The following is a 23653-nucleotide window of genomic DNA, read 5'->3' on the forward strand; positions in this document are numbered from 1 at the left end:
TGCGATCCCCCGTGTTCATATGCGCAGTGTGGAACGTGGCGACGTAAATTTTCGTCAAGCCGCATGGTCGTTATTGGATGCCCAGGAACATCAGGGCGGCCAGGGCAATGCCGTTGTTCAACGCATGCGCGGCGATCGGCGCCCACAAGGTGCCGGTGCGCTGGTAGAGCCAGGCGAAGGCGGCGCCCATGCCGCCATAGACCAGCCACAGCTGGGCGATTTCCCATGGGCCGTTGGCGCTGGTACCGGGAATTTCATGCACCAGGGCGAAGGCCAGGCTGCTCAGCAACATGCCCAGCAGCGGCCGGCCGGCCTGCCACAGGCGACCGAACAGCACCCGGCGGAACAGCAGTTCCTCATAGGCCGGAGCAAGCACCACGGCAAACAGCGCCAGGAACCAGGGGAAGCGCGTCATCGCCTGTTCCATCAGCGCCAGGTTGGTCGGCACCGGCTCGATACCGCCCTGTTTGGCCAGCCACGCGATCAGATTGCTGCCGACGATCACCCCGGTGGCGACCAGCAGTGTCCACCCCCAGGTGGAAGGGCGACGGGCGGCCTGGAACGACAGCGCCCGTTCGGCGGGCGTGGCCCGACGACGGAAGAAATACAGCACCAGTGCCGCGCCACCGGTGGCGACCAGCGCCATCAGGATCTGGGCGAGGGCACCGGGTTGTCCGAGCTGCTGGGCAAGACCTGCGACGGCGGACGCATCCGCACCGTCGCGCGCCGCCTGGTAACCGACGATCGCACCGCGGTAGAGCCCCCAGGCCAAACCGCTGATCAGACTGAGCGAGAGCAGCACCGCCACGCCGATGCCCAGATCGATGAAGAACCCTGCAAGCGGAGAACCCGGCCTGCGCGGTGATGGTGGAACAGCGGGAGGCAGCGGAGGCGTCATGGACGCCGGGGGGGTAACGGACATCGGATTCCTGGCATCGGGGGGCGATGGCCGGCCAGGGTCGCCCCCGGCCGGCCTTGCCCCGATTGTGTCAGATATCCAGGTTGGCGACCTTCAGCGCATTGTCTTCGATGAAGTCGCGGCGCGGTTCGACCACGTCGCCCATCAGCGTGCTGAAGATCTGGTCGGCAGCCACGGCATCCTCGATCCGCACCTGGAGCAGGCGGCGGGTGTCAGGATTGACCGTGGTGTCCCAGAGCTGCTCGGGATTCATTTCACCCAGACCCTTGAATCGCTGGATCTGGCGGCCCTTCTTGGCTTCATCCAGCAGCCAGTTGCGCGCCTCGGCGAAGCTGCCGACCTCGGCCGATTTGGCACCGCGGCTGATCTTCGCACCGGCACGGACCAGGCCGTGGAGGAGCAGGGAGGACTGGTGCAGGGCACGCAGTTCGCCGGTCTCGAATGCGGCCAGCGGCAGCACCTGGATCAGCTGTTCGCCCATGTGGCGACGCGTGACCAGCACGGCTGCCGGACGTTCGTCGGTGGGTTCCTGCAGTTCCAGCGTATAGCGCGGCGAACCGAGGCTGCCCTGGTTGAGGCGGGTGGCCAGCGCGGCCAGGCCCTCGTCTGCGCCGGCCTTGCGCAGGTGTTCCAGATCCATCGGCGTGAAATCGATCAGCGCTTCCAGCACCTGGCGGTCATAACGATGGCTGTTGCGCGCGATGGTTTCCTGCGCCGAGGCGTAGGAAAGCAGCAGCTTCTCCAGCGCCACGCCTTCGATGCCGGGCTCGCTCTCGGCCGGGATCAACGAGGCATTTTCCACCGCGCTGCTGGCCAGGTACGCATCCAGCGCCGGGTCATCCTTCAGGTACAGCTCCTGCTTGCCCTGCTTGATCTTGTACAGCGGCGGCAGGCCGATGTAGATGTGGCCACGCTCGATCAGCTCCGGCATCTGACGGTAGAAGAAGGTCAACAGCAGCGTACGGATGTGCGCGCCGTCGACGTCGGCGTCGGTCATGATGATGATGCGGTGGTAGCGCAGCTTGTCCGGGTTGTACTCGTCCCGGCCGATGCCGGTGCCCAACGCGGTGATCAGCGTACCGACCTGGTCCGAGGCGAGCATGCGGTCGAAGCGGGCACGTTCCACGTTGAGGATCTTGCCGCGCAGCGGCAGCACGGCCTGGTTCTTGCGGTTGCGGCCCTGCTTGGCCGAGCCACCTGCCGAGTCACCCTCGACGATGAACAATTCGGACAGCGCCGGATCTTTTTCCTGGCAGTCGGCCAGCTTGCCCGGCAGGCCGGCGATATCCAGCGCGCCCTTGCGGCGGGTCAGATCGCGCGCCTTGCGGGCCGCTTCACGTGCACGCGCCGCGTCCACGATCTTGCCGGCGATCGCCTTGGCTTCGTTGGGGTTTTCCTGCAGGAATTCTTCCAGGCGCGCACCGAAGGCACTTTCCACCGCCGGGCGCACGTCCGAGCTGACCAGCTTTTCCTTGGTCTGGCTGGAGAAGCTCGGGTCGGGCACCTTCACCGACAGCACCGCGATCATGCCTTCGCGCATGTCATCGCCGGTCAGGTTGATCTTGGCCTGCTTGGCGATGCCGTTCTGCTCGATGTAATTGTTGAGCACACGGGTCAGCGCACCACGGAAACCGGCGAGGTGGGTACCGCCATCCTTCTGCGGGATGTTGTTGGTGAAGCAGTACATCGTTTCCTGGTAGGAATCGGTCCACTGCAGCGCCACGTCCACGACGATCCCGTTGGACTCACCGGTGACGGAGATCACGTTCGGGTGCAGCGGCGTCTTCAACTGCGCCAGATGCTCCACGAAGCTGCGGATGCCGCCTTCGTAATGGAAGTCGTCGCGCCGGCCGTCGCCGCGCTCGTCCACCAGCACGATCTTGACGCCGGAATTAAGGAAAGACAGCTCACGCAGGCGGCGGGCCAGGATGTCGTAGTGGAACTCGACGTTGTCGTGGAACGCCTTCACCGACGGCCAGAAGCGCAGGGTGGTACCGCGCTTGGTGCTGGCTTCAACCTGCTTGAGCGAGTTGACCGCAGCACCGTCAGCGAATTCCTGCTGGTAGTGGAAGCCGCCCTGGTAGATATCCAGCAGCAACTTCTGCGAGAGCGCATTGACCACGCTGACGCCCACGCCGTGGAGGCCGCCAGACACCTTGTAGCTGTTGTCATCGAACTTGCCACCGGCGTGCAGGACCGTCATCACGACTTCGGCGGCGGAGACTTCGCGATCGAGCTTCTTGCTCATCTGCTCGTGCTTGCCGGTCGGGATGCCGCGCCCGTTGTCCGACACCGAGACCGAACCGTCTGCGTGGATCATCACCGACACATGGTCGGCGTGGCCGGCCAAGGCTTCGTCGATGGAGTTGTCGACGACCTCGAACACCATGTGGTGCAGACCGGTGCCGTCATGGACGTCGCCGATGTACATACCAGGACGCTTGCGGACAGCCTCGAGGCCTTCCAGGGCGGTGATGCTGTTGGCGTCGTAGTTGCCGCTGTTTGCGGGGATGTTCTGTTCTTCAGTCATTGCGCTTGCCGTAGGCTCCGCAGGTCGGTCCGCCGCGGTGAGGCGGGGCGCCGAGTAATAAGGGGTTGCAACAGCAATTATACCAGCCGGGCACCGTGGCCCCTGGGGGACCACTATGGCACAGGCTGGACCTGTCCATGTTCCACGTGGAACCGCGTGATATCTGTCGCGTCGATCAGTGCCGCCGGAACTTCAGTGGCGGTGATGAAGATCTGCGCCGGGCCGGCCTTCAAGCGCTCCAGCACCCGTGCCTGGTGGTGCCGATCCAGCTCCGAAGACAGGTCGTCCAATGCGATGACCGGCCATTCGCCGCGCTGCTCGGCGTAGTCTTCGGCCTGTGCCAGCAGGCAGGTGAGGGCCGTCAGTTTCGCCTGCCCCCGCGAGAGTGCATCCCGGCCGGGAATGGTCTCGAATCCGACGCTCCAGTCGGCCCGGTGTGGACCGACCGAGGTATAGCCGGCCATCCGGTCACGTTCCCGGGCCAGAAGCAGGGCATCGGAGAGTGAAACCTCCTGCTTGCGCCACCCTGGGCTCAAGCTCAGCGACTGGATGCCCAGATTGGGGGCCAGGACGGCGGCCAGTTCCACGGTGCGTTCCTGCAACCGCTCCAGGTAGTGCTGCCGACGGGTGGTCAGCGGTTCGCCGGTTTCGGCGAGCTCTCGATCCCAGGCATCCAGGGCGTGCGGGTGCCCGCCCTGCTTGAGCAGGGCGTTGCGCTGCTTGAGGGCTCGCGAGTACCGCCGCCACAGCCCCATGAAGTCTGGTTCCACGTGGAACAAACCCCAATCGAGGAACCGCCGACGGGGCTCACCGCCGCCACTGACCAGCGCGTGGCTACCTGGTTCGAAGGTCACCACCGCCAGCGCCGCGCAGAGGGTGCCGAGCTGGGCGACATCCTCGCCGTCCAGTCGGCCTTTCCATTCCTGCCCACTGTGGCGGAGCCCGGCCTTCCGCCGCGTCGGGGTTTCGGCGCCTTCGCGCTGCTCATCCCATTCGACAAAGACATCCAGCGCCTCCCGGCCCTGGCGCACCAGCCCATCCCGCACCCGGCCACGGAAACTGCGCCCGTACGCCATGACATGCAGCGCCTCCAGGACACTGGTCTTTCCGGCGCCATTGTCGCCAGTGATCAGATTGATGCCCGGTTTCGGCGCGAGTTCGACGGTATCGAAGCGGCGAACCTGGTGCAGGGAGAGACGGCGGATATGCATGCGGAAGATCGACGCCGCGCCGGGCGGCAGAGGGGTAGCGGGGAATCGATCAGCTTACTGCATTGCCCTGGTTCCACGTGGTGCAAGCAGCCCTGGAAGTGCGTCGCCGTACAGTCCCCCGCGTTTCACCGAGCCCCGGGAGGAAGTGCCGGGCCCCGGCGGACGATGGCGAACCCCACTGCCCGATGTGGAGCAGGGCAGTGCAAGGCGGACGAGGCGGCGTACGGGACTCACTCAGGCGTGCCGTACCACGTGGAACATGCCCGTCGACCTCCACCCGGAGGCTCGAGAACGCGCTCAATTTCTTCAATTCTGAGGCTCATCCAGGCCCATGGTGCTGCAGATTTCAAGAAATCCGCGGCGTTTTCCAGGGCGCCCAGCAGCCCGATCAGTACGTCCGAGCGGGATTGTTTGAATTCTGCGCGCGTCGCCGAAGCGCACCCCGTCAGAAATGAAGGACGCTCGCGCAGACCCAAACGAGACTGTCCACATCCCCCATGTATGAGTTATGCACAACCTAAGGGCAATCTGTGGATAAAAAGAAGCCCTGAAACAGGCTTTAAAGATATCCACAGGATCACCCCCAGGCTCAGGCCCTGTTTTACCGGGGGTTTCGAGGCCCTAATTCCCTTTGTAACCAACCACTTAACCTACTTTTCAACCAAATCTGGCCCTACCACCACCACCTAGCTTTAGATTTATATACAGTTTTTAAAAGCATAGAGCTGTGATTCAGCGGCAGAAAAGCCGCTCGTCGCGGCGCTCCAGATCGGGAGAGAAATCTGTCCTGGTTCGCAGTGGCGGCTTAACAGGATTCGCGAGATTGGCGGCGGGCGGCGCTACCGAGCCACTTTTGCACCTGCGTTCGAGAACGATCACCCCATCGCAAGACCGCCACTGGTTTGTGAGCGCAGCGGGGATGCGAATCGCGTGTACCGGTGGCGAGCTTGGTCCACGTGGCCGGTAACCATGGACATCGGCGTTCACCGCCTACCCATGCAGCAGGCCTGCGTTTGCGGATACCCGGTCAGACAAGCAGGCTGGCGGGCGGGCAGACGAACCAAGCATCTCCAAAGGTTCAACGCTACGACGATGCTCCACGTGGAACATCGCTTCTTGAGCCCAAAAAGAAACCCGGCAGTGCCGGGCTTCTCAAACAACTCGGTTCCACGTGGAACCAGCGCGCCAGGTCAGAGACGCAGCGGCATCACCACATGACGCGACTTCTCGCTGCTGGCCTCGCGGACCAGGGCAGAGGAGTTCGAATCACGCAGCTGGATCACGACGTGCTCGTCGCGCAGTGCCGACAGGGCATCCAGCAGGTAGTTCACGTTGAAGCCGATGGCCAGGTCGCTGACCGTGGTATCGGCCTCGATCTCTTCCTGGGCTTCTTCCTGCTCCGGGTTGTGCGCGCTGATTTTCAGGTTGCCCGGCGAGACTTCCACGCGGATACCGCGGTACTTCTCGTTGGACAGAATCGCAGCACGCTGCAGCGAGGCACGCAGGGCGTCGCGATCGACCTTCACTTCGCGATCGGCACCGATCGGGATGACAGCCTCGTAATCCGGGAAGCGACCGTCGATCAGCTTGGAGGTGAAGGTCACATCGTCGCGCTTGACGCGCACGTGGCTGCGGCCGACTTCCAGCTCGATCTCGCGATCACCACTTTCCAGCAGGCGCTGCAGCTCGGTCACGCCCTTGCGCGGCACGATGATCTGCCGCTTGGCACCGCTGGCCTTTTCCAGCTCGGTTTCGCACAGCGCCAGGCGGTGACCATCGGTCGCCACGGTACGCAGGGCATCGCCACGCAGGTCGAACAACAGGCCGTTGAGGTAGTAGCGCACGTCCTGCTGGGCCATCGCGAACGCGGTGCGTTCGATCAGCTCCTTCAGGGTCGCTTCGCCGATGGCCACGCGCTCGGTGGCTTCCACTTCGTCGACAGACGGGAAGTCGTTGGCCGGCAACGTTGCCAGGGTGAAGCGGCTGCGCCCGGCCTGCACGGTGATCTTGTCACCGGTCTGCGAGACGGTGATCCGGCTGCCATCGGGCAGGGCACGGATGATCTCGAACAGCTTGCGGGCGGGGATGGTGGTCTCGCCGTCCTGGGCATCTTCCACCGCGATCCGCGACACCATTTCCACTTCCAGGTCCGTGCCGGTCAGCGACAGCTGTCCGTTCTGGACCTGAACCAGGAAATTAGCCAGAACCGGCAGGGTCTGGCGGCGTTCGACCACGTTGACGACTTGTGCCAACGGCTTGAGAAAGGCTTCGCGCTGCAGTGTGAAACGCATGTGGTTCCGTGCCCCTATGCTTTAAAAAAATGTGGAATAAATCAAAAGCTTGGTGGTGCTGGTAGGGCCAGAATCGCGGGAAAACACGACTAAGCCTTTGTAAACAAAAGGTTTTTTGACCTCGAAACCCTCTGCATTACTAGCCCCCAAGGGGTGGGGAAAGGTGTGGATAACTTTACCGCCGAATCGAGCGGCTTTTTTATCCACAACCTATACCTCGCTTACTACCGGATTCTGCACCGTTTTATGCGATGACGCCTTAGCGGCGTACATGCATCATTCGCTCAACTTCCGGATCAGCTTGTCCCAGTCTTCCCGCAACTTGCCGTCGGCTTCCATCAACGTCCGGATCTGCCGGCAGGCATGCAGCACCGTGGTGTGGTCCCGGCCGGCAAAGGCGTCGCCGATTTCCGGCAGGCTGTGCTCGGTCAGTTCCTTGGTCAGGGCCATGGCGACCTGACGGGGACGGGCCAGCGAGCGGGTCCGACGCTTGGAGAGCAGATCCTTGATCTGCAGCCCGTAGTAGTCGGCCACGGTTTTCTGGATGTTGGGAATGCTGATCGCCTGCTGCTGGGCGCGAAGCAGGTCGCGCAGGGTTTCCTGGGCGAAATCAGTGGTGATCGCACGGCCGGTGAAATTGGCGCGTGCGGCCAGGGTATTCAACGCACCTTCGAGGTCGCGGACATTGGAGCGCATCTTCTTGGCAATCAGAAACGCCACATCGTCGGGGATATCGGTGCCACGCTCGCGGGCCTTGGCCAGCACGATCGCTGCACGCGTCTCGAAGTCCGGCGGCTCGATCGCCACCGACAGGCCCCAGGCCAGTCGCGACTTCAGCCGTGCTTCCAGGCCTTCGACTTCGCGCGGGTACCGGTCGCAGGTCAGGATGATCTGCTGCTTGCCGTCGAACAGGGCGTTGAACGTATGGAAGAACTCTTCCTGGGTACGGTCCTTGCCGGCGAAGAACTGGATGTCATCGATCAGCAGCGCGTCCACCTGCTGGAACTGGCGCTTGAACTGGTCCATGGTTTTTTCCTGCAGCGCACGGATCATCGCGCTGAAGAACTGTTCCGAACGCAGGTACAGCACCTTGGCCGCCGGGTTGGCCTGACGCATCGCATTGCCTGCCGCGAACATCAGGTGGGTCTTGCCCAGGCCGGTTCCGCCGTACAGCAGCAACGGGTTGTGGGCCCGGTCGCCCGGCTTCTGCGCCGCCTGGAACGCCGCGGCCAGGCCCAGCTGGTTGCTGCGGCCCTCCACGAAGTTGGCGAAGGTGTAGTGCGAATCCATGTTGCCGGCGAACGGCACCAGGGGCTCGGCCGGTGCCGCCGGTGCGGACAGGCCCGGAATCGGCGCGATCTGCGCCTCCACCGGGCGCGGACGCGAGCCGATTTCAAGAAAAACGTCGCCGAAACCGGCGAAGTGCGCCAGCAGTTCCTTGATGCGCGGCAGATACAGCTCGCGCACCTGGTCGACGATGAAGGCGTTCGGCGCATAAAGCACCAGGCTGTCCGCGCGCAGATCTGCCTGCAGCGGCTTCAACCAGGTGTGAACATCCTCGGGCGGAAACTCCGCTTCGAGGCGTTCGAGGGAACGAGACCAGGCATCCATCGGCAATAATCGTCTGGGGCCAGCGGATAGGCGAACAAAAGCGCCGCACCGCAGGCCGGAAGGGGGGAAGAATGGATGGCGCAGACTACCACCGACGAGGGGGGCCGGGAATGGTTGTCCCAAAGTTATTCACAAAACGATCCACAGCTATTGCACAGCCCGGTGAATTCCCGTAGTGATAGACACTTGACGGGACCTCGATGAGGTCTATAGAATTTCCGGTTCTTTCCGTCCCCTTCATATAGAGGCCCGCATGGCCACCAAGCGCACTTTCCAACCCAGCAACCTCAAGCGTAAGCGCGACCATGGCTTCCGTGCCCGTATGAAGACCGCTGACGGCCGCAAGATCCTGTCGCGTCGCCGCGCCAAGGGCCGTAAAGTCCTGAGCGCTTGATTGCAATGCCGCTTCCCGCGGCAGACGCAATCCTGACTGTGAGCAGTTCCGACCCGCGCAAGCGATTTCCTCGCTCTGCGCGGGTTCGTACGCGTGCCGAATATACAACGGTCTTCAACGGCGCCCGCCGTGTGTCCGATCCGCTGATGACCCTGCACTGGCTGAAGAGCGATACGCCAGCCAGGTTGGGTCTTGCGGTGTCGCGCAAAGTCGATCCCCGAGCCGTGGGTCGCAACCGAGTAAAGCGTGTGCTGCGCGATGCCACACGCCACCTACGGCCGTGGATGAGTGCCGGCGATTACGTCGTCGTTGCCCGCAGCGCCGCCCGTACCGCCAGCAATTCAGATATCCGCCAGGCCTTTGAACGCCTGCTGCGCCGCCTTGGCGCATTGCCCATGCCGGGCGCGGACGGCACAATGCCGCCGCCCCTGGGCGTTGTACCCCTTTCCCAGTCCGAGCCGGCATTGCGTGCCGGCCCCGTCGAGCCTGCACGCTGATGAACCAGACCCGCGTTTTCCTGATTTTTGCCTGGCTGATGGTGGCCGTGTTGCTGTGGATGGAGTGGGGCCGCGACAAAGCCGCGCCGCCGACCCCGGCCGTGGCCGCCCAGACCACCCAGGCCAGCGTGCCGGGTGCGGCTGCCGGCAGCATTCCCGGTGCACCCGTGCCCCAGGCTGACGGTTCCCTGCCGGCGGCACAGCCGGCCGCACAGACCGAGGCCGGCCCGGCCCGCGTGACCATCACCACCGACGTGCTGCGTCTGGTGCTGGACGGTGGCACGGTGCTGGACGCCGAACTGCTGCAGTTCCCGCAGACCAAGGAAGAAGGCAGCCCGCCGGTCCGCCTGCTGACCGAAGAAGCCACCCACCCGTACCGCGCGGTCAGTGGCTGGATCAGTGAAGACAAGACCATGCCGGTGCCGGCCGCCAACGGCTTCAAGCTGGTCGGCGACAACCACGACTTCGTGCTGGCCAAGGGCCAGGACGAGGTCACCGTGCCGTTCGAATGGACCGGCCCGAACGGCGTGACCATCCGCCGCACCTACTCGCTGGGTCGCAACGAGTACGCGATCACGGTCAAGGATGAAGTGGTCAACGGTGGCAGCGCCCCGTGGAGCGGCTACGTGTTCCGCACCCTGGACCGCACCCCGACCATCCTCTCGCGCAGCATGACCAACCCGGACTCGTTCAGCTTCAACGGCGCGACCTGGTTCAGCCCGCAGGACGGTTACGAGCGTCGCGCGTTCAAGGATTACCTGGACGACGGCCACCTCAACCGCACCATCACCGGCGGCTGGCTGGCGATGCTGCAGCACCACTTCTTCACCGCGTGGATTCCGCAGGCCGACCAGGCCGCGCAGTACTCGCTGGCGCAGAACAACGGCCGCGACCAGATCGAAGCGCGTGGCCCGGCCTTCACCGTGGCCCCGGGCCAGCAGGTCAGCACCGAAGCCCGCCTGTGGGTCGGCCCGAAGCTGGTCAACCTGATCGCCAAGGAAGACGTGAAGGGCCTGGACCGCGTGGTCGACTACAGCCGCTTCTCGCTGATGGCGATCATCGGCCAGGGCCTGTTCTGGGTGTTGAACCAGGTTCACAAGGTGGTCGACAACTGGGGCTGGGCCATCGTCGGCCTGGTGGTGCTGCTGAAGCTGGTGCTGTATCCGCTCTCGGCCGTGCAGTACAAGTCCGGTGCCAAGATGCGTCGCTTCCAGCCGCGCATCGCGCAGCTCAAGGAACGCTATGGCGATGACCGCCAGAAGTTCCAGACCGCGATGATGGAGCTGTACAAGAAAGAGAAGATCAACCCGATGGGCGGCTGTCTGCCGATCCTCATCCAGATGCCGATCTTCTTCGCGCTGTACTGGGTGCTGGTGGAATCGGTGGAACTGCGCCAGGCCCCCTGGCTGGGCTGGATCCAGGATCTGACCGCACGTGACCCGTACTTCATCCTGCCGGTGATCAACGTGGCGGTGATGTGGGCCACGCAGAAGCTGACCCCGGCGCCGGGCATGGACCCGATGCAGGCCAAGATGATGCAGCTGATGCCGCTGGTGTTCGGCGTCATGATGGCCTTCATGCCGTCCGGTCTGGTGCTGTACTGGGTCGTCAACGGTGGCCTGGGCCTGCTCCAGCAGTGGTGGATGACCAAGCGCCACGGCAGCGACCCGCTGCCGGTCGTCACCGCCAAGAAGTAAGCTGCACAGGAGACCCGCCGCAAGGCGGGTTTCCTGCATCTGCGGCCCGCGCATCCGTGCGGTCCGTAGAATGCCCCTGATTCCCCGCACGCTGCAGTGAGCCCGACATGACCCATGCCCCCGACACCATCGTGGCCATCGCCACCGCGCCCGGCGCAGGCGGCGTGGGCATGCTGCGGCTGTCCGGCCCGCAGGCGCGCCCCATCGCCGAGGCGATCGGCGTGCGCGCGATGCAGCCGCGGCACGCGCACTACGCGCGCTTCCGCGATGCGGCGGGCGAGGTGATCGACGATGGCATCGCGCTGTGGTTCCCGGCCCCGAACAGCTTCACCGGCGAAGAAGTGGTGGAGCTGCAGGGGCATGGCAGCCCGGTGGTGCTGCAGCAGCTGGTCGCGCGTTGCATCGCCTTGGGCGCACGCCAGGCACGACCCGGTGAGTTCAGCGAGCGCGCCTTCCTCAACGGCAAGCTCGACCTGGCCCAGGCCGAGGCGATCGCCGACCTGATCGCTGCCAGCGATACCCGCGCAGCGCGCGCGGCCCGCCGCTCGCTGGATGGCGTGTTCTCGCGCCGCGTGGACGAGGTCGCAGAACAGCTTGTTCTGCTGCGGATCCACGTGGAAGCGGCGATCGATTTCGCCGACGAACCCCTGGATACCCTCGGCGGCGCCCAGGTGCGCAGCGGTCTGGTCACCGCGCTGCAGGCACTGATCCGGCTGCGCGACGATGCCGAACGCGGGCGCAAGCTGCGCGATGGTCTGCACGCGGTGCTGGTGGGCCCGCCGAACGCCGGCAAGAGCTCGCTGCTCAACTCGTTGGCCGGCAGCGAGCGGGCGATCGTCACCGACATCGCCGGCACCACCCGCGACACCCTGCGCGAAACCATCCGTATCGATGGGCTGGAACTGACCCTGGTCGACACCGCCGGCCTGCGCGAAGGCGGGGATGCCATCGAGCGCGAAGGCATGCGCCGGGCGCGCGCGGAGATGCAGCGCACCGACCTGGCCATCGTGGTGGTCGATGCGCGCGACCCGCAGGCGGGCCGCGACGCGGTGGGCGACAGCATCGCCGAGGTGCCGCAGCAGCTGTGGATCCACAACAAGAGTGATCTGCTGGACGCGATCCCGTCCGACGCCGCTGCGGACGTGGTGCATGTCTCGGCCGCCACCGGCGTCGGCCTGGATCAGCTGCACGCCCGCCTGCGCGCGCTGGCCAGCGGCAGTGCCGGCGACAGCGTGGACGGCGAGTTCTCCGCGCGTGCCCGCCATGTGGAGGCGATCAGCCAGGCCATCGGCCATGCCGAGCGCGCCGAATCGGAACTGGTCCTCGAGCACCTGGAACTGGCCGCCGAGGAACTGCGCCTGGCCCATGAGGCGCTGGGCGAGATCACCGGGCGGATGAGCGCCGATGATCTGCTCGGGCGCATTTTCTCCAGCTTCTGCATCGGGAAGTAGGCGGCGCCTTTCTTCGCGCTGTCACACCCCTGCAGCAGACTGACCCGGTTCTTTATCGACAGGGATCTGCAGTGTCCAAGCCGTTGTGGGGGTGTGTGTTGCTGGTGTCGCTGGCCGTGGCACCATCGGTGGCCATGAGCGCTGAATCGTCTTCCTCCACGCCGGCCAAGGCCGCCGTCTACGGCCACCGCGGCGCCAGTGCGCTGCTGCCCGAGCACACGCTCGCCGCGTACGCGCAGGCCATCGCCGATGGCGCCGACTACATCGAGCCGGACCTGGTGATGACCAAGGACGGCGTGCTGGTATCGCGCCACGAGAACGAGATCGGTGGCACCACCGATGTGGCCGCGCACCCCGAGTTCGCCAGCCGCAGGACCGTCAAGACCATCGACGGCGAGCGCATCGAAGGCTGGTTCACCGAAGACTTCACCCTGGCCGAGCTGAAAACGCTGTACGCCCGCGAGCGCCTGCCGCAGCTGCGCAGCACCGCCTTCGACGGCCAGTTCCGCATCGCCACGCTGGACGAGATCATCGCCTTCCTGGTGCAGCAGGCCGGCCGCGCCAACCGCGGCATCGGGCTGGTGCCGGAGATCAAGCACGGCACCTACTTCACCAGCATCGGCCTGCCGATGGAAGACAAGGTGGTCGCCGCGCTCCAGGGCAACGCCTACACGCGCGTGGCGCCGGTGACGATCCAGTCCTTCGAGATCGGCAACCTGCGTTACCTGCGTGACAAGCTCGGCCGCGACAGCAACATCCGCTTGCTGCAGCTGCTCGGCGATCCCGCGCAGCAGCCCGGTGACGTGCTGGCCGCCAAGGGCCGCCAGCGCTATGCCGACCTGATCACCCCGGCCGGGCTGCGCGACGTGGCCACCTATGCCGACGGCATCGGCCCGAGCCTGCGCATGGTCATTCCGCTGGACGCGCAGGGGAAGCTCGGCACCCCGACCTCCCTGGTGCGTGATGCGCATGCGGTCGGCTTGATGGTGGTGCCGTATACGTTCCGGCCGGAAAACTACTTCCAGGCCGCGGAGTTCCGCAGCGGCGAGCCGAATACCCGCAACGCGGAAGGTTCGGTCGCCGAGATGCGGGCCTATCTGGCCACCGGCATCGATGCCTTCTTCACCGATGACCCGGCGCTGGGCAGGCGTGCGGTGGATGGGGATGGCGCACCGGCGAGCCGGTAGGTACCGACCGTTGGTCGGTACGATCGTGATCGGCGCGATATCGGAATGTCCGGCGCACGGCAGCCACGCATGGCGTGGCTCTACCCCGGCATGCCATCAGATGGCGTCGCCGGTCAATCCAGCGATGACCCTTCATCGCGCCGCCGGAACGGCAGCACCACGAAGTCGCGGCCCTCGCGCGGTTGCCACAGCACCGGCACGCGGGTCGGGGAGGGCGGCTCCAGATCGGCGTCGCGCGCTGCCTCGAGCTCGTCCTCTTCCTCATCCTCCCAGCTGTAGCGTTTGCGCGGCGCCATCGGGTCGGAGAGGCGGAACAGCAGCGCGCTGATGATGCCGGCAAAGGCACCGCCCATATGCGATTGCCAGGACACGCCCGGCTCGTGCGGCAGGATGGTGAGCAGCATGCTGCCGTAGAACAGGAACGCGATCAGCCCGGCGGCGATGGCCGGCCGGTCGCGGCGCAGCAGGCCAAGTACGAACACCAGGAACATCAGGCCGTGGGTGATGCCACTGGCACCGAGATGGCGGCTGCCCAGATCGCCGAGCAGCCAGGCACCGAGTCCCGAACCGAGCCACAGCAGGGGCAGCGCCCGCAGCGTTGCGTTGGGATAGACGCTGCCGGCCAGGGTGCCGAGGATCAGCAGGGCCGCCGCATTGGCACCCAGGTGCTGGATCGAACCGTGCAGCAGCGGTGCACCGAGAATGCCGAGCAGGCCGGCCTTGTCCAGCGGGGCAACCGCCCACGGACGCCAGTCGAAGTGGCCTTGGGCGGTATACACCGCCACCAGCAGCAGCACGAAGGCCAGGCTCAGGTTGAACGCCCGCAGTACACCACCACGGTCGTTGCGGGAGGGGACCGGCGGCGCGCCGGTGGGCTGGGGCAGGTTGGCGTTCATACCCTTAGGGATGGCGCCGCCCCGGATGAACACAAGGGCAACGCCGTGGGAGAGAGAGGTACCGCCTGCGGGACAATCCCGCAGGCGGCACGGTCGGTCAGGCGTGGCCGCCTTCCTTCGGCGGATTCTTCAGGCTCAGCACCACGGTCGCGGCGATGATCACCGCCACCACACCCAGCGAGATCGGGGTGGGGATCTTGAAGAGGTCGATCAGCATCATCTTGATGCCGATGAAGGCCAGCACCAGGGCCAGGCCGTACGGCAGCAGGTGGAAGCGATCGGCCATGCCGGCCAGCAGGAAGAACATCGCCCGCAGGCCCAGCACCGCGAAGACATTGGAGGTCAGCACGATGAACGGGTCGGTGGTGATGGCGAAGATCGCCGGGATGGAGTCCACCGCGAAGATCACGTCGGTGACCGCGATCAGGATCAGCACCACGAACAGCGGGGTGAACCAGCGCTTGCCATCGCGCATCACGCTCATGGCATTGCCGGCGTAGTCGGGCAGCAGGCGCAGGTGCTTGCGCATCCAGCGCAGGGCGGGGTTGGTCTCCAGATCCGGCTCGCTGCCGGCTGAGAACCACATCTTCCAGCCGGTGAAGAGCAGGAACGCGCCGAACACATAGAGCAGCCAGTGGAACTTGGTCAGCAGCACGCTGCCGGCGAAGATCATGATCGTACGCAGCACGATCGCGCCCAGGATGCCGATGATCAACACCTTCTGGCGCTGTTCCTCGGGCACCGCGAAGTAGCCCATGATCATCAGGAACACGAAGATGTTGTCCACGGCCAGGGCTTTCTCGACCAGGTAACCGGTCAGGAACTCCAGGCCGACCTTGTTGGCCACCACCTGGCCGGCAGTCTCGTTCAGGTAATACCAGAGGCCACCGTTGAAGGCCAGGGCCAGGGCGACCCAGCCGATGGACCACCACAGGGCCTCCTTGAAGGTGACCTTGTGGGGGCCGCCGTGTCGCATCAGGACGAGGTCGACCAGCAGCGCGATGATCACCACCGCGCCGAAGCCGCCCCACAACCACACATTACCGATCGTCTGCATTGGGTTTATCCGTTGGAAAAATAGATTGCCTCAAGCCGGATGGCGAGGATCTGCAACGGAGGATCGGGGGGATCCAGGGACAGAGCTTCGCCATACGGCGAAGGTCTCGCTCGCAGTCCCGATGGGTGGGACTGCCGTTGCACCGGAGCCTGCGGGCTCGAATTGACGGCGACAACGTCTGGGAGCTACTCCCCTTCTGGGGCCGATTCTGCGGGGTGCCTGGGCCGACGTCAAATCCTTTCCATGCCCCGGTGCGGCTGAACGAAACGCCCCAACCGGTAGTGACGGCCGCTGGCCGTCAACCACGTAGCGGCCGGGTTTAGCGCGCTGACGGCCAGCGGCCGTCACCACCAGAGCGCCAGCGGCGTCGCTCCCAGCGCCGAGGGCTGCAGGCTTCCCGTTTACAATACGCCCATGAATACCCCTGCCCCCGTTGTCCGCCTCAAGAACGCCTGGCGCTCCAGCCACCCGTGGATCTTCCAGAAACTGGTCGAAAAGCCGGCCGTCCGTCCCAAACCCGGTGCCATCGTCGACGTTGTCGGCGTGGACGGCGAGTGGATCGGGCGTGGCTTCTACAACGGTCATTCGCGCATTGCCGTGCGCATCCTGGAGACCGATCAGGGCATCCCGGTCGACGCCGGCTGGTTCTCGCGCAAGATCGCCCAGGCGGTGTCGCTGCGCCGTGAGGTGCTCAAGCTGGACGAGATCTCCGATGCCTGGCGCGTGGTCCACAGCGAAGGTGACGGTCTGTCCGGCCTGGTCGTGGATCGCTATGGCGACCTGGTCGTGGTCGAATTCTTCGCCGCCGGCATGTTCCGCCACCGCGAGTGGGTGTATGAAGCCCTGCGCGAACAATTCCCGGGCTGCCGTTTCCACAGCTTCGCCGACGAACACGTGCAGAAGCAGGAAAGCTTCGACTTCCACGGCAACACCACCACCGAAGCCTCGGTGATCACCGAGTACGGCGTGAAGTTCCGCGCCGACCCGGCCGGTGCGCACAAGACCGGCTTCTTCGCCGATCAGCGTGAGAACCGCCAATGGCTGAGCCAGCAGGTGGAAGGCAAGACCGTGCTGGACCTGTGCTGCAACACCGGTGGCTTTGCGGTGTACGCCGCCGCGCGCGGTGCGGCCGAGGTGGTCGGCATCGACATCGATGAAGACGTGATCGCCATCGCCAAGGGCAACGCCAAGCTCAACAACGTGCGCCCGAAGTTCATCCAGTCCGACATCTTCCCGTGGCTGCGCGATGCTTCCAACCGCGGCGAGCAGTTCGACGTGGTGATCCTGGACCCGGCCAAGATGACCCGCGACCGCGATCAGGTCATCACCGCGCTGAAGAAGTATCTGGACATGAACAAGCTGGCGCTGGGGGTGGTCAAGCCCGGTGGCCTGCTCGCCACGTTCTCGTGCACCGGCCTGGTGGCCGAAGATCAGTTCCTGGACATGCTGCGCCGCGCCGCCTTCTACGCCGGCCGCACCATCCAGATCCTGAAGGTGGCCGGCGCCGGTCCGGATCACCCGTTCATGGCCCACGTGCAGGAATCGCGGTATCTCAAGGCGGTGTTCTGCCGCGTGGTGGATTGAGGTCTGTCCGGGCCAGACCCGTTGAACCCGGGACCGTAGAGCCACGCCATGCGTGGCTTCGCGGGCCAGATCAAGCCCAGCCACGCATGGCGTGGCTCTACAACCAAGGTGAGGCGTCATGACGTTGCGCAGTCTGTCTTTGCTGGTTTCGCTGGCGTTGTGCACGCCACTGGCCGCCCACGCGATCGAATTCACCCCGCAGGAACTGGCCAGGGCGTCCAGGCTGCAGCAGCGGCTGCTGACCTTGGACAGCCACCTCGATACACCGGCCAACTTCCACCGTGACGGCTTCGACATCACCCAGCGGCACGACCACAACGCGCTGTCGCAAGTGGATTACCCGCGCATGGTGGAAGGCGCGCTGGATGGCGGTTTCTGGGCCATCTACACCGACCAGGGCGACCGCAGTGCGCAGGCGCACCAGCACGACCGCGATGCCGGCCTGCTGCGGCTGACGGAAATCCGCGAGATGCTCGCCGCGCATCCGGATACCTTCCAGCTCGCGCTGACCGCCGCCGATGCCGCGCGCATCAAGGCCGCCGGCAAGCGCGTGGTCTACATCAGCATGGAGAACGCCAGCCCGCTGGTCGACGATCCCACGCTGCTCAGCTACTACCACCTGGCCGGCCTGCGCCTGCTCAGCACCGTGCACTTCGCCAACAACGAGTTCGCCGATTCGGCCACCGATCCCAAGGGCGCCGAATGGAAGGGCCTGAGCCCGGCCGGCAAGGCGCTGGTGGATGAAGCGGTGCGTCTGGGGATCGTGATCGATCAATCGCATGCCTCCGATGCGGTGTTCGATGATCTGATCGAGCGCATGCCGGTGCCGTTCGTGCTCTCGCACAGCTCGGCCAAGGCGATCTACAACCATCCGCGCAACCTCGACGATGCGCGCCTGAAGCGGCTGGCCAAGGCCGGCGGCGTGATCCAGGTCAACGCCTATGGCGGTTACCTGATCGACACCGGCAAAAGCGAGGCGCGCAAAGCGGCCGAGACGGCGCTGATGGCGCAGCTCGGCACCGATTACGACGGGATGAGCATCCAGCAGGGGGTCGCGCTGAAGAAGGGGCTGGAGGAGATCGACCAGCGCATCCCGCTGCGCAAGGCCACGCTGGACGATTTCTTCGCCCACTTCGAGCACATCCTCAAGGTGGTCGGCCCCGAACACGCAGGCATCGGCCTGGACTGGGATGGCGGCGGTGGCCTGGCCGATCTCCAGGACGTAAGCCAGTTGCCCAAGATCACTGCGTGGCTGCTGCGCAAGGGTTACACCGAGCAGCAGATCGCCGGCATCTGGGGCGGCAACCTGCTGCGCGTCATGCAGCAGGCGCACGATCATGCCGCCAAGGCCGCGGCCGCGAAACCCTGAGGCCAGTGGCGCGTCGCGCGCTGCCCGGCAGGGCGTCGTCACCGCTGCCAACAACGAAAAAGGCAGGCCTTGGGCCTGCCTTTTTCACACCCGGTCATCTCATCGCCGGCCCGGTGGCCGGCGCGATAGCTCAGCCCTTGCCCAGCACCGCATTGCGGCGGCCATAGGCGAAGTAGGCGATCAGGCCCACGACGTTCCACGCCAGGAAGTACAACTGCGTGGTGCTCGGCAGGCTGAAGAACAGGTACACGCAGCCGATCACCGCCAGCGGGCCGACCACGTAGGCCAGCGGCGTGCGGAACTTGCGCACGCGGTTGGGCTCGCGCTTGCGCAGCACCACCAGGCACAGGCCCACCGCGGTGAACGCGGCCAGCGTGCCGGCGTTGGCCAGTGCGGCGATTTCATCCAGGCGTGCCACACCGGCCAGCGCGGCCACCAGCACCGCGGTGAACAGCGTGGTCGCGATCGGGGTGCCGGTGCGCGCGCTGACCTTGGACAGGCCACGCGGCAGCAGGCCATCGCGCGACATGACGAAGAAGATGCGGCTCTGGCCATACAGGAAGGCCAGCAGCACGGTCGGCAGGGCGATCACCGCCGCCGCGCCGATCCACTTGGCCGCGCCCGGGCTGCCCAGCTCGCGCAGGATTAGTGCCAGCGGCTCGGCGCTCTGGCCGAAGATCGTGTAGCTCATCGCACCCACGGCGGCCAGCGCCACCAGCACGTAGATGATGGTGCAGCCGACCATCGAGCCGATGATGCCGATCGCCAGGTCGCGCTCGGGTTTCTTGGTTTCTTCGGCCGCGGTGGAGATCGCATCGAAGCCGTAGAACGCGAAGAAGATGATCGCCGCGGCCGCCATCACTCCGCGCTCGACGCCATCGGCGCCCAGCGACTTGACGAAGCCGAACGGCATGAACGGCTCCATGTGGCCGGTATCGAAGTGCGGCAGGGCGATCGCCACGAACACGGTCAGCGCGATGATCTTGACCACCACCAGCACCGCGTTGAGCGTCGCACTCTCCTTGGTCCCGGCCATCAGCATGCCGGCCACCAGGAAGGTGATCAGCACGGCCGGCAGGTTGATGAAACCGCCTTCCACGTGCGGGCCGGCGGTGAGCATCAAGGGCAGGTCGATGCCCCAGCCGTGCAGGAAGCCGACCGCGTAGCCGGACCACCCCACCGCCACCGTGCTGACCACCAGCGAGTACTCCAGGATCAGGCTCCAGCCCACCACCCAGGCCACCATCTCGCCGAGCGCGGTATAGCTGTAGGTGTAGGCGCTGCCGGCGGCCGGCATCATCGTGGCCAGTTCGGCATAGGACAGCGCCGCGCAGGCGCAGACCGCGCCGGCGATGGCAAACGAGATCAACACCGCCGGCCCGGCCAGGTTCGCGCCGACACCGATCAGGGTGTAGATGCCGGTGCCGACGATGGCGCCGATGCCCAGCGCGATCAGGTGCGGCCAACTCAGGGTCGGGATCAGTTGCCTGCCGGCTTCATGGACGGTGACAGTGTCTAGGGACTTGCGCCGGAGCAATGACATGGGGCCTCGCGGTGGATGACTGTGAACGACAAGTCTGCGAGTTTTACCGAACGCGGCGCAGCATTACTACTGCCAAGCGTCGTAAGCAGCCGCACGGTCGCCATGACTGGGGCGAAGGTGACGAAACCAGCACAAAGTCCGGGCACTCATCCCTGTGACATCCGGTACCGGTCACGGCACCGGATGTCGTCGCCGAACGCGGTCTGGCTGCCGCGCACGCTGCTGGCCGGTGGATCTCAGCGGTTCAATGTCGCCATCGCCGCGGGGACATAGCGCGGGCCGGCGGCGGCATTGGCCGGGAAGAGGGCGTCGATGCGGGCCAGCTCGTCGGCGCTGAGCTGCACCTGCAGCGCGCCCAGGTTCTCGTCCAGATACGCCAGGCGCTTGGTACCCGGGATCGGTACCAGGTCCTCGCCCTGCGCCAGTACCCAGGCCAGGGCCAGCTGCCCGGGGCTCACGCCCTTGGCGTTGGCCATCGCCGTAACCGCATCGACCAGCGCCAGGTTGCGGTCGAAGTTCTCGCCCTGGAAGCGCGGCGAATGGCGGCGGTAGTCATCGGCGTCGAAATCGGCCGGGCTGCGGATCGCGCCGGTCAGGAAGCCACGGCCCAGCGGCGAGTACGGCACGAAGCCGATGCCGAGCTCGCGCACCGTCGCCAGCACGCCGTTGTCTTCCGGATCGCGCGACCACAGCGAGTACTCGGTCTGCACCGCGGTGATCGGATGCACCGCATGGGCGCGGCGGATCGTGCCGGCCGAGGCTTCGGAGAGGCCGAGGAAGCGCACCTTGCCCTGTTCGACCAGCCGCGCCATCGCCCCCACGGTGTCCTCGATCGGCACCGTGCCGTCCACGCGGTGCTGGTAGTACAGGTCGATGTGGTCCACGCCCAGCCGCTGCAGGCTGGCCTCGCAGGCGGCGATCACGTACTCGGGGCGGCCATCGACGCTGCGCGCGGCGGTGTCGCTCGGCTCCAGCCTGATCCCGAACTTGGTGGCGAGGAACACCTGGTCGCGACGGCCGGCGATCGCCTTGCCGACCAGCACCTCGTTGGTGTGCGGGCCGTACATGTCGGCGGTGTCGAGCAGGGTGACGCCGCGTTCCAGCGCGCGGTGGATGACCGCGATCGCGTCGGCATCGCTGCCGCGGCCGCCATAGAAGGCGCTCATGCCCATGCAGCCCAGGCCGAGCGCGGAAACGGTGGGGCCATCACGGCCAAGGGTGCGGGTCTGCATGAAGTACTCCGGGGAAGGGAAGGAACAGGACCAGCATCCTCCTGCGGACTATGTGGATAAACTGGCCGCTCCTGCATCGTCTTTGAAGCAAGCCTTCACAATGAGCGCTCAGCATCCCCTGCCCGCCGTGGTTGCCTTCGCCCGCGTCGCGCACCATGCCAGCTTCACCCGGGCCGCCGACGAGCTGGGCGTATCGCCCTCGGCGCTCTCGCAGACGGTGCGTGCGCTGGAGGCCCACCTTGGCGTGCGGCTGCTGCACCGGACCACGCGCCGGGTCGGCCTGACCGAGCAGGGCGCACGCTTCCTGGCGCAGGTACGCGAGGGCCTGGCCCGGATCGACGCCGCGTTCGACGACCTGGACCAGGTGCGCGATGTCCCCGCCGGCAAGCTGCGCATCAACGTGCCGCGGATCGCTGCCGAACTGCTGGTGCTGCCGCACCTGCCCGGCTTCCTGGCGCGTTACCCGCAGATCGAGGTGGAGCTGTTCGTGGAAACCGCGCTGACCGATCTGGTCGCCGGCGGCTTCGACGCGGGGATCCGCTTGGGCGAAAGCCTGGCCCGCGGCATGATCGCGGTGCCGATCGGGCCGCTGGAACGCCAGGTGGTGGTGGCCACGCCGGACTATCTGGCCATGCACGGCGTGCCCGCGACCCCGGCCGACCTGGTCGCGCACGAGTGCATCGTGCACCGGCTCAGCACCGGCCGGCGGATGGCGTGGGAGTTCACCGGCGAGGGTCGCGATTTCGAGGTCGAGGTGGCGGGCCGGCTGGTGTTCAACGACGCCGGGCTGATCCATGCCGCCGTCACCCGGGGCATTGGCCTGGCCCAGGGGTTCGAGGCGCTGTACGCCGGCGATGTGGCGGCCGGCCGGCTGCAGTGCGTGCTGCAGGACTGGCAGCAGCCGTTCGCCGGTTTCCACCTTTACTACCCGGCACGTGACCAGATGGCGCCCAAGCTGCGGGTGTTCATCGACCACCTGCGTGAGGTGATGCGGCGCTGACGCGCGCGGCTGGGCCGGTGCCGGGCAGCAGGGCGCGTGCCCAGTCTGCCTGCGGTGGATGGCCCTGGGGATAGATCACCTGCGCATCCCCGGGGAAGCGCTTGCAGCACAACACGCCGTCGGCATCGAACAGACGCCAGCCCTGCGCCGCCGCTTCGGCCTCGGCGATGCGATGGCGCAGCCCAAGCACCAGGCTGGCGTGGCAGTCGAACAGGCACGTACGCAGATCGATCCGGTCCAGCGGCTGAAGCCCCGCGACGATGCGGGTCACGGCGGGATGGGCCAGATCGATGCGCCGGGTGTGCATGCCGAGCAGGCGCTCGTCATGACCGCTCAGGTGCTGCACGAAGTAGACAGGTGGCGGCATGGGTCCCCGCAGTGTTGCGCACGCGCCGGTGAGGCGACGTTGGACGATGGCGCCGATTGGACACCTCGCCGGTACGCAGGGGAATCTCAATGTTTGAATGAAAACCGAGCGTCGCGATGATGCTGCCTATCCGCGGCCGAACGCGACGCGCGCTGTCGTCGTGCACCACGCTTGCGTGCAAGGGCTCAGCCGCTCACGCCCAGCCGCACACCGAACCCGACCAGGAACACCCCCGCCACGCGCCTCAGCCAAAGCCCGACACGCGGGTGCTGCAGAATCCGACGGCGCAGCAGGTTGCCCACCCCGATCAGCACCGAGCAGTAGGCCAGCCCCATGACGAAGATGATCAGCGCCATGGTCGCAAACGTCACCACACCCTGGTGCCGTGCCGGATCGATGAACAGCGGCAGGAAGGCCATGTAGAAGATGATCGCCTTCGGGTTGAGCAGGTTGATCAGCACCGCCTGGCGGAAGTAGTGGCCCGGCGTGAGGCGGATCCCACCTTCCTCGCCCTGGGCGCGCGGTGCGCGCAGCAGGCCGATGCCGATCCACACCAGGTACGCCGCGCCGAGGTACTGCACCGCGTGGAACACCAGCGGGTTGGCCTTGAGCAGCGCCGCCACACCGGCTACCGCCAGCCACATCAGGATCTGGTCGCCCAGCAGCAGGCCGAACAGCGCTGTGTAACCGCCGCGCACCCCGCCGCGCCCGGTGGCGGTGAGCAGGGTGAAGGTGCCTGGGCCCGGCAGGGCCAGGAACACCAGCACGGCAGCAACAAAGGTCCACAGATCCTGGATGCCCATCCACGGCATGGCGG

Annotated in this window: 19 protein-coding genes; 8 read left to right on the forward strand and 11 right to left on the reverse strand. The window is 66.0% G+C overall.

Features of this window, described 5'->3' with window-relative positions; translation table 11 throughout:
* Positions 1 to 70 precede the first annotated feature (70 nt).
* From NJD74_RS16160 to dnaA, 5 genes are all read right to left on the reverse strand, one after another.
* Positions 71 to 922 (reverse strand): CPBP family intramembrane glutamic endopeptidase, encoded by an 852-nt coding sequence (locus tag NJD74_RS16160; protein WP_019184051.1) that lies wholly within the window; start codon positions 920 to 922, stop codon positions 71 to 73.
* Positions 923 to 989: 67 nt separating this feature from the next.
* Positions 990 to 3449, reverse strand: coding sequence for a DNA topoisomerase (ATP-hydrolyzing) subunit B (gene gyrB / locus NJD74_RS16165; protein ID WP_070426277.1), 2460 nt, complete (start codon positions 3447 to 3449; stop codon positions 990 to 992).
* A 113-nt stretch (positions 3450 to 3562) separates the two neighbouring features.
* Positions 3563 to 4660 (reverse strand): DNA replication/repair protein RecF, encoded by a 1098-nt coding sequence (gene recF / locus NJD74_RS16170; RefSeq protein WP_319624571.1) that lies wholly within the window; start codon positions 4658 to 4660, stop codon positions 3563 to 3565.
* A 1190-nt stretch (positions 4661 to 5850) separates the two neighbouring features.
* Positions 5851 to 6951, reverse strand: a complete 1101-nt coding sequence (dnaN, locus tag NJD74_RS16175; protein WP_319624572.1) for a DNA polymerase III subunit beta — start codon at positions 6949 to 6951, stop codon at positions 5851 to 5853.
* A 276-nt stretch (positions 6952 to 7227) separates the two neighbouring features.
* Positions 7228 to 8562, reverse strand: a complete 1335-nt coding sequence (gene dnaA / locus NJD74_RS16180) for a chromosomal replication initiator protein DnaA (RefSeq protein ID WP_046272260.1) — start codon at positions 8560 to 8562, stop codon at positions 7228 to 7230.
* Between the two features lie 253 nt (positions 8563 to 8815).
* On the opposite strand from dnaA, the gene rpmH reads away from it, so the two are divergent.
* The 5 genes from rpmH to NJD74_RS16205 all read left to right on the forward strand — a co-directional run bounded on the left by rpmH (position 8816) and on the right by NJD74_RS16205 (position 13788).
* The gene (rpmH, locus tag NJD74_RS16185) at positions 8816 to 8956 is read left to right on the forward strand and encodes a 50S ribosomal protein L34 (RefSeq protein ID WP_006404565.1); all 141 of its coding nucleotides are present in this window, start codon (positions 8816 to 8818) and stop codon (positions 8954 to 8956) included.
* A 5-nt stretch (positions 8957 to 8961) separates the two neighbouring features.
* Positions 8962 to 9453 (forward strand): ribonuclease P protein component, encoded by a 492-nt coding sequence (gene rnpA / locus NJD74_RS16190; protein WP_019184046.1) that lies wholly within the window; start codon positions 8962 to 8964, stop codon positions 9451 to 9453.
* A complete protein-coding gene (gene yidC, locus NJD74_RS16195) occupies positions 9453 to 11150 on the forward strand; it encodes a membrane protein insertase YidC (protein WP_019184045.1) in 1698 nt (565 codons plus the stop codon). The genes rnpA and yidC overlap by 1 nt, the downstream gene beginning before the upstream one ends.
* Positions 11151 to 11257: 107 nt before the next feature.
* Complete coding sequence (mnmE, locus tag NJD74_RS16200; protein WP_319624573.1) at positions 11258 to 12601, forward strand: tRNA uridine-5-carboxymethylaminomethyl(34) synthesis GTPase MnmE; 1344 nt, start codon at positions 11258 to 11260, stop codon at positions 12599 to 12601.
* A 134-nt stretch (positions 12602 to 12735) separates the two neighbouring features.
* Positions 12736 to 13788: a glycerophosphodiester phosphodiesterase gene (locus NJD74_RS16205; RefSeq protein ID WP_319624588.1), complete on the forward strand. Its 1053-nt coding sequence runs from the start codon at positions 12736 to 12738 to the stop codon at positions 13786 to 13788.
* A 113-nt stretch (positions 13789 to 13901) separates the two neighbouring features.
* On the opposite strand, the gene NJD74_RS16210 is transcribed toward NJD74_RS16205, so the two are convergent.
* Together NJD74_RS16210 and NJD74_RS16215 are read right to left on the reverse strand one after the other, a co-directional pair.
* A complete protein-coding gene (locus NJD74_RS16210; protein ID WP_261997925.1) occupies positions 13902 to 14684 on the reverse strand; it encodes a rhomboid family intramembrane serine protease in 783 nt (260 codons plus the stop codon).
* 97 nt (positions 14685 to 14781) lie between these two features.
* Positions 14782 to 15741, reverse strand: coding sequence for a TerC family protein (locus NJD74_RS16215; protein WP_070474178.1), 960 nt, complete (start codon positions 15739 to 15741; stop codon positions 14782 to 14784).
* Positions 15742 to 16155: 414 nt separating this feature from the next.
* Here NJD74_RS16215 and NJD74_RS16220 point away from each other — a divergent pair, with 414 nt between their 5' ends.
* Together NJD74_RS16220 and NJD74_RS16225 are read left to right on the forward strand one after the other, a co-directional pair.
* The gene (locus NJD74_RS16220) at positions 16156 to 17325 is read left to right on the forward strand and encodes a class I SAM-dependent rRNA methyltransferase (protein ID WP_313211278.1); all 1170 of its coding nucleotides are present in this window, start codon (positions 16156 to 16158) and stop codon (positions 17323 to 17325) included.
* 118 nt (positions 17326 to 17443) lie between these two features.
* Positions 17444 to 18694 carry a dipeptidase gene (locus NJD74_RS16225; protein ID WP_319624574.1) on the forward strand — a complete coding sequence of 417 codons (1251 nt, stop codon included), beginning with the start codon at positions 17444 to 17446 and terminating at the stop codon, positions 18692 to 18694.
* Between the two features lie 130 nt (positions 18695 to 18824).
* On the opposite strand, the gene NJD74_RS16230 is transcribed toward NJD74_RS16225, so the two are convergent.
* A complete protein-coding gene (locus NJD74_RS16230; protein ID WP_019184038.1) occupies positions 18825 to 20237 on the reverse strand; it encodes an amino acid permease in 1413 nt (470 codons plus the stop codon).
* Between the two features lie 236 nt (positions 20238 to 20473).
* A complete protein-coding gene (locus tag NJD74_RS16235) occupies positions 20474 to 21469 on the reverse strand; it encodes an aldo/keto reductase (RefSeq protein WP_319624575.1) in 996 nt (331 codons plus the stop codon).
* Positions 21470 to 21569: 100 nt separating this feature from the next.
* Here NJD74_RS16235 and NJD74_RS16240 point away from each other — a divergent pair, with 100 nt between their 5' ends.
* Positions 21570 to 22469, forward strand: coding sequence for a LysR family transcriptional regulator (locus tag NJD74_RS16240; protein WP_319624576.1), 900 nt, complete (start codon positions 21570 to 21572; stop codon positions 22467 to 22469).
* Here NJD74_RS16240 and NJD74_RS16245 read toward each other — a convergent pair.
* Together NJD74_RS16245 and leuE are read right to left on the reverse strand one after the other, a co-directional pair.
* On the reverse strand, positions 22435 to 22836 hold the full coding sequence (locus NJD74_RS16245; RefSeq protein WP_070474169.1) for a hypothetical protein: 402 nt from the start codon (positions 22834 to 22836) through the stop codon (positions 22435 to 22437). The two genes, NJD74_RS16240 and NJD74_RS16245, sit on opposite strands and share 35 nt — an antisense overlap.
* 185 nt (positions 22837 to 23021) lie before the next feature.
* Positions 23022 to 23648, reverse strand: a complete 627-nt coding sequence (leuE, locus tag NJD74_RS16250; RefSeq protein ID WP_070474168.1) for a leucine efflux protein LeuE — start codon at positions 23646 to 23648, stop codon at positions 23022 to 23024.
* Positions 23649 to 23653: the final 5 nt, after the last annotated feature.

The organism is Stenotrophomonas sp. RG-453 (assembly GCF_033843685.1).
In the GTDB taxonomy this organism is placed as follows: domain Bacteria; phylum Pseudomonadota; class Gammaproteobacteria; order Xanthomonadales; family Xanthomonadaceae; genus Stenotrophomonas; species Stenotrophomonas bentonitica_A.

Bases quoted from the DNA above. Each gene is read 5' to 3' on its own strand.
- NJD74_RS16240 (WP_319624576.1), top strand. From the start codon at position 21,570: ATGAGCGCTCAGCATCCCCTGCCCGCCGTGGTTGCCTTCGCCCGCGTC.
- dnaA (WP_046272260.1), bottom strand. From the start codon at position 8,562: ATGGATGCCTGGTCTCGTTCCCTCGAACGCCTCGAAGCGGAGTTTCCG.
- NJD74_RS16235 (WP_319624575.1), bottom strand. From the start codon at position 21,469: ATGCAGACCCGCACCCTTGGCCGTGATGGCCCCACCGTTTCCGCGCTC.
- yidC (WP_019184045.1), top strand. From the start codon at position 9,453: ATGAACCAGACCCGCGTTTTCCTGATTTTTGCCTGGCTGATGGTGGCC.
- NJD74_RS16245 (WP_070474169.1), bottom strand. From the start codon at position 22,836: ATGCCGCCACCTGTCTACTTCGTGCAGCACCTGAGCGGTCATGACGAG.
- recF (WP_319624571.1), bottom strand. From the start codon at position 4,660: ATGCATATCCGCCGTCTCTCCCTGCACCAGGTTCGCCGCTTCGATACC.
- dnaN (WP_319624572.1), bottom strand. From the start codon at position 6,951: ATGCGTTTCACACTGCAGCGCGAAGCCTTTCTCAAGCCGTTGGCACAA.
- NJD74_RS16210 (WP_261997925.1), bottom strand. From the start codon at position 14,684: ATGAACGCCAACCTGCCCCAGCCCACCGGCGCGCCGCCGGTCCCCTCC.
- NJD74_RS16205 (WP_319624588.1), top strand. From the start codon at position 12,736: ATGAGCGCTGAATCGTCTTCCTCCACGCCGGCCAAGGCCGCCGTCTAC.
- rnpA (WP_019184046.1), top strand. From the start codon at position 8,962: ATGCCGCTTCCCGCGGCAGACGCAATCCTGACTGTGAGCAGTTCCGAC.
- NJD74_RS16230 (WP_019184038.1), bottom strand. From the start codon at position 20,237: ATGTCATTGCTCCGGCGCAAGTCCCTAGACACTGTCACCGTCCATGAA.
- NJD74_RS16220 (WP_313211278.1), top strand. From the start codon at position 16,156: ATGAATACCCCTGCCCCCGTTGTCCGCCTCAAGAACGCCTGGCGCTCC.
- gyrB (WP_070426277.1), bottom strand. From the start codon at position 3,449: ATGACTGAAGAACAGAACATCCCCGCAAACAGCGGCAACTACGACGCC.
- rpmH (WP_006404565.1), top strand. From the start codon at position 8,816: ATGGCCACCAAGCGCACTTTCCAACCCAGCAACCTCAAGCGTAAGCGC.
- mnmE (WP_319624573.1), top strand. From the start codon at position 11,258: ATGACCCATGCCCCCGACACCATCGTGGCCATCGCCACCGCGCCCGGC.
- NJD74_RS16225 (WP_319624574.1), top strand. From the start codon at position 17,444: ATGACGTTGCGCAGTCTGTCTTTGCTGGTTTCGCTGGCGTTGTGCACG.
- NJD74_RS16160 (WP_019184051.1), bottom strand. From the start codon at position 922: ATGTCCGTTACCCCCCCGGCGTCCATGACGCCTCCGCTGCCTCCCGCT.
- leuE (WP_070474168.1), bottom strand. From the start codon at position 23,648: ATGCCGTGGATGGGCATCCAGGATCTGTGGACCTTTGTTGCTGCCGTG.
- NJD74_RS16215 (WP_070474178.1), bottom strand. From the start codon at position 15,741: ATGCAGACGATCGGTAATGTGTGGTTGTGGGGCGGCTTCGGCGCGGTG.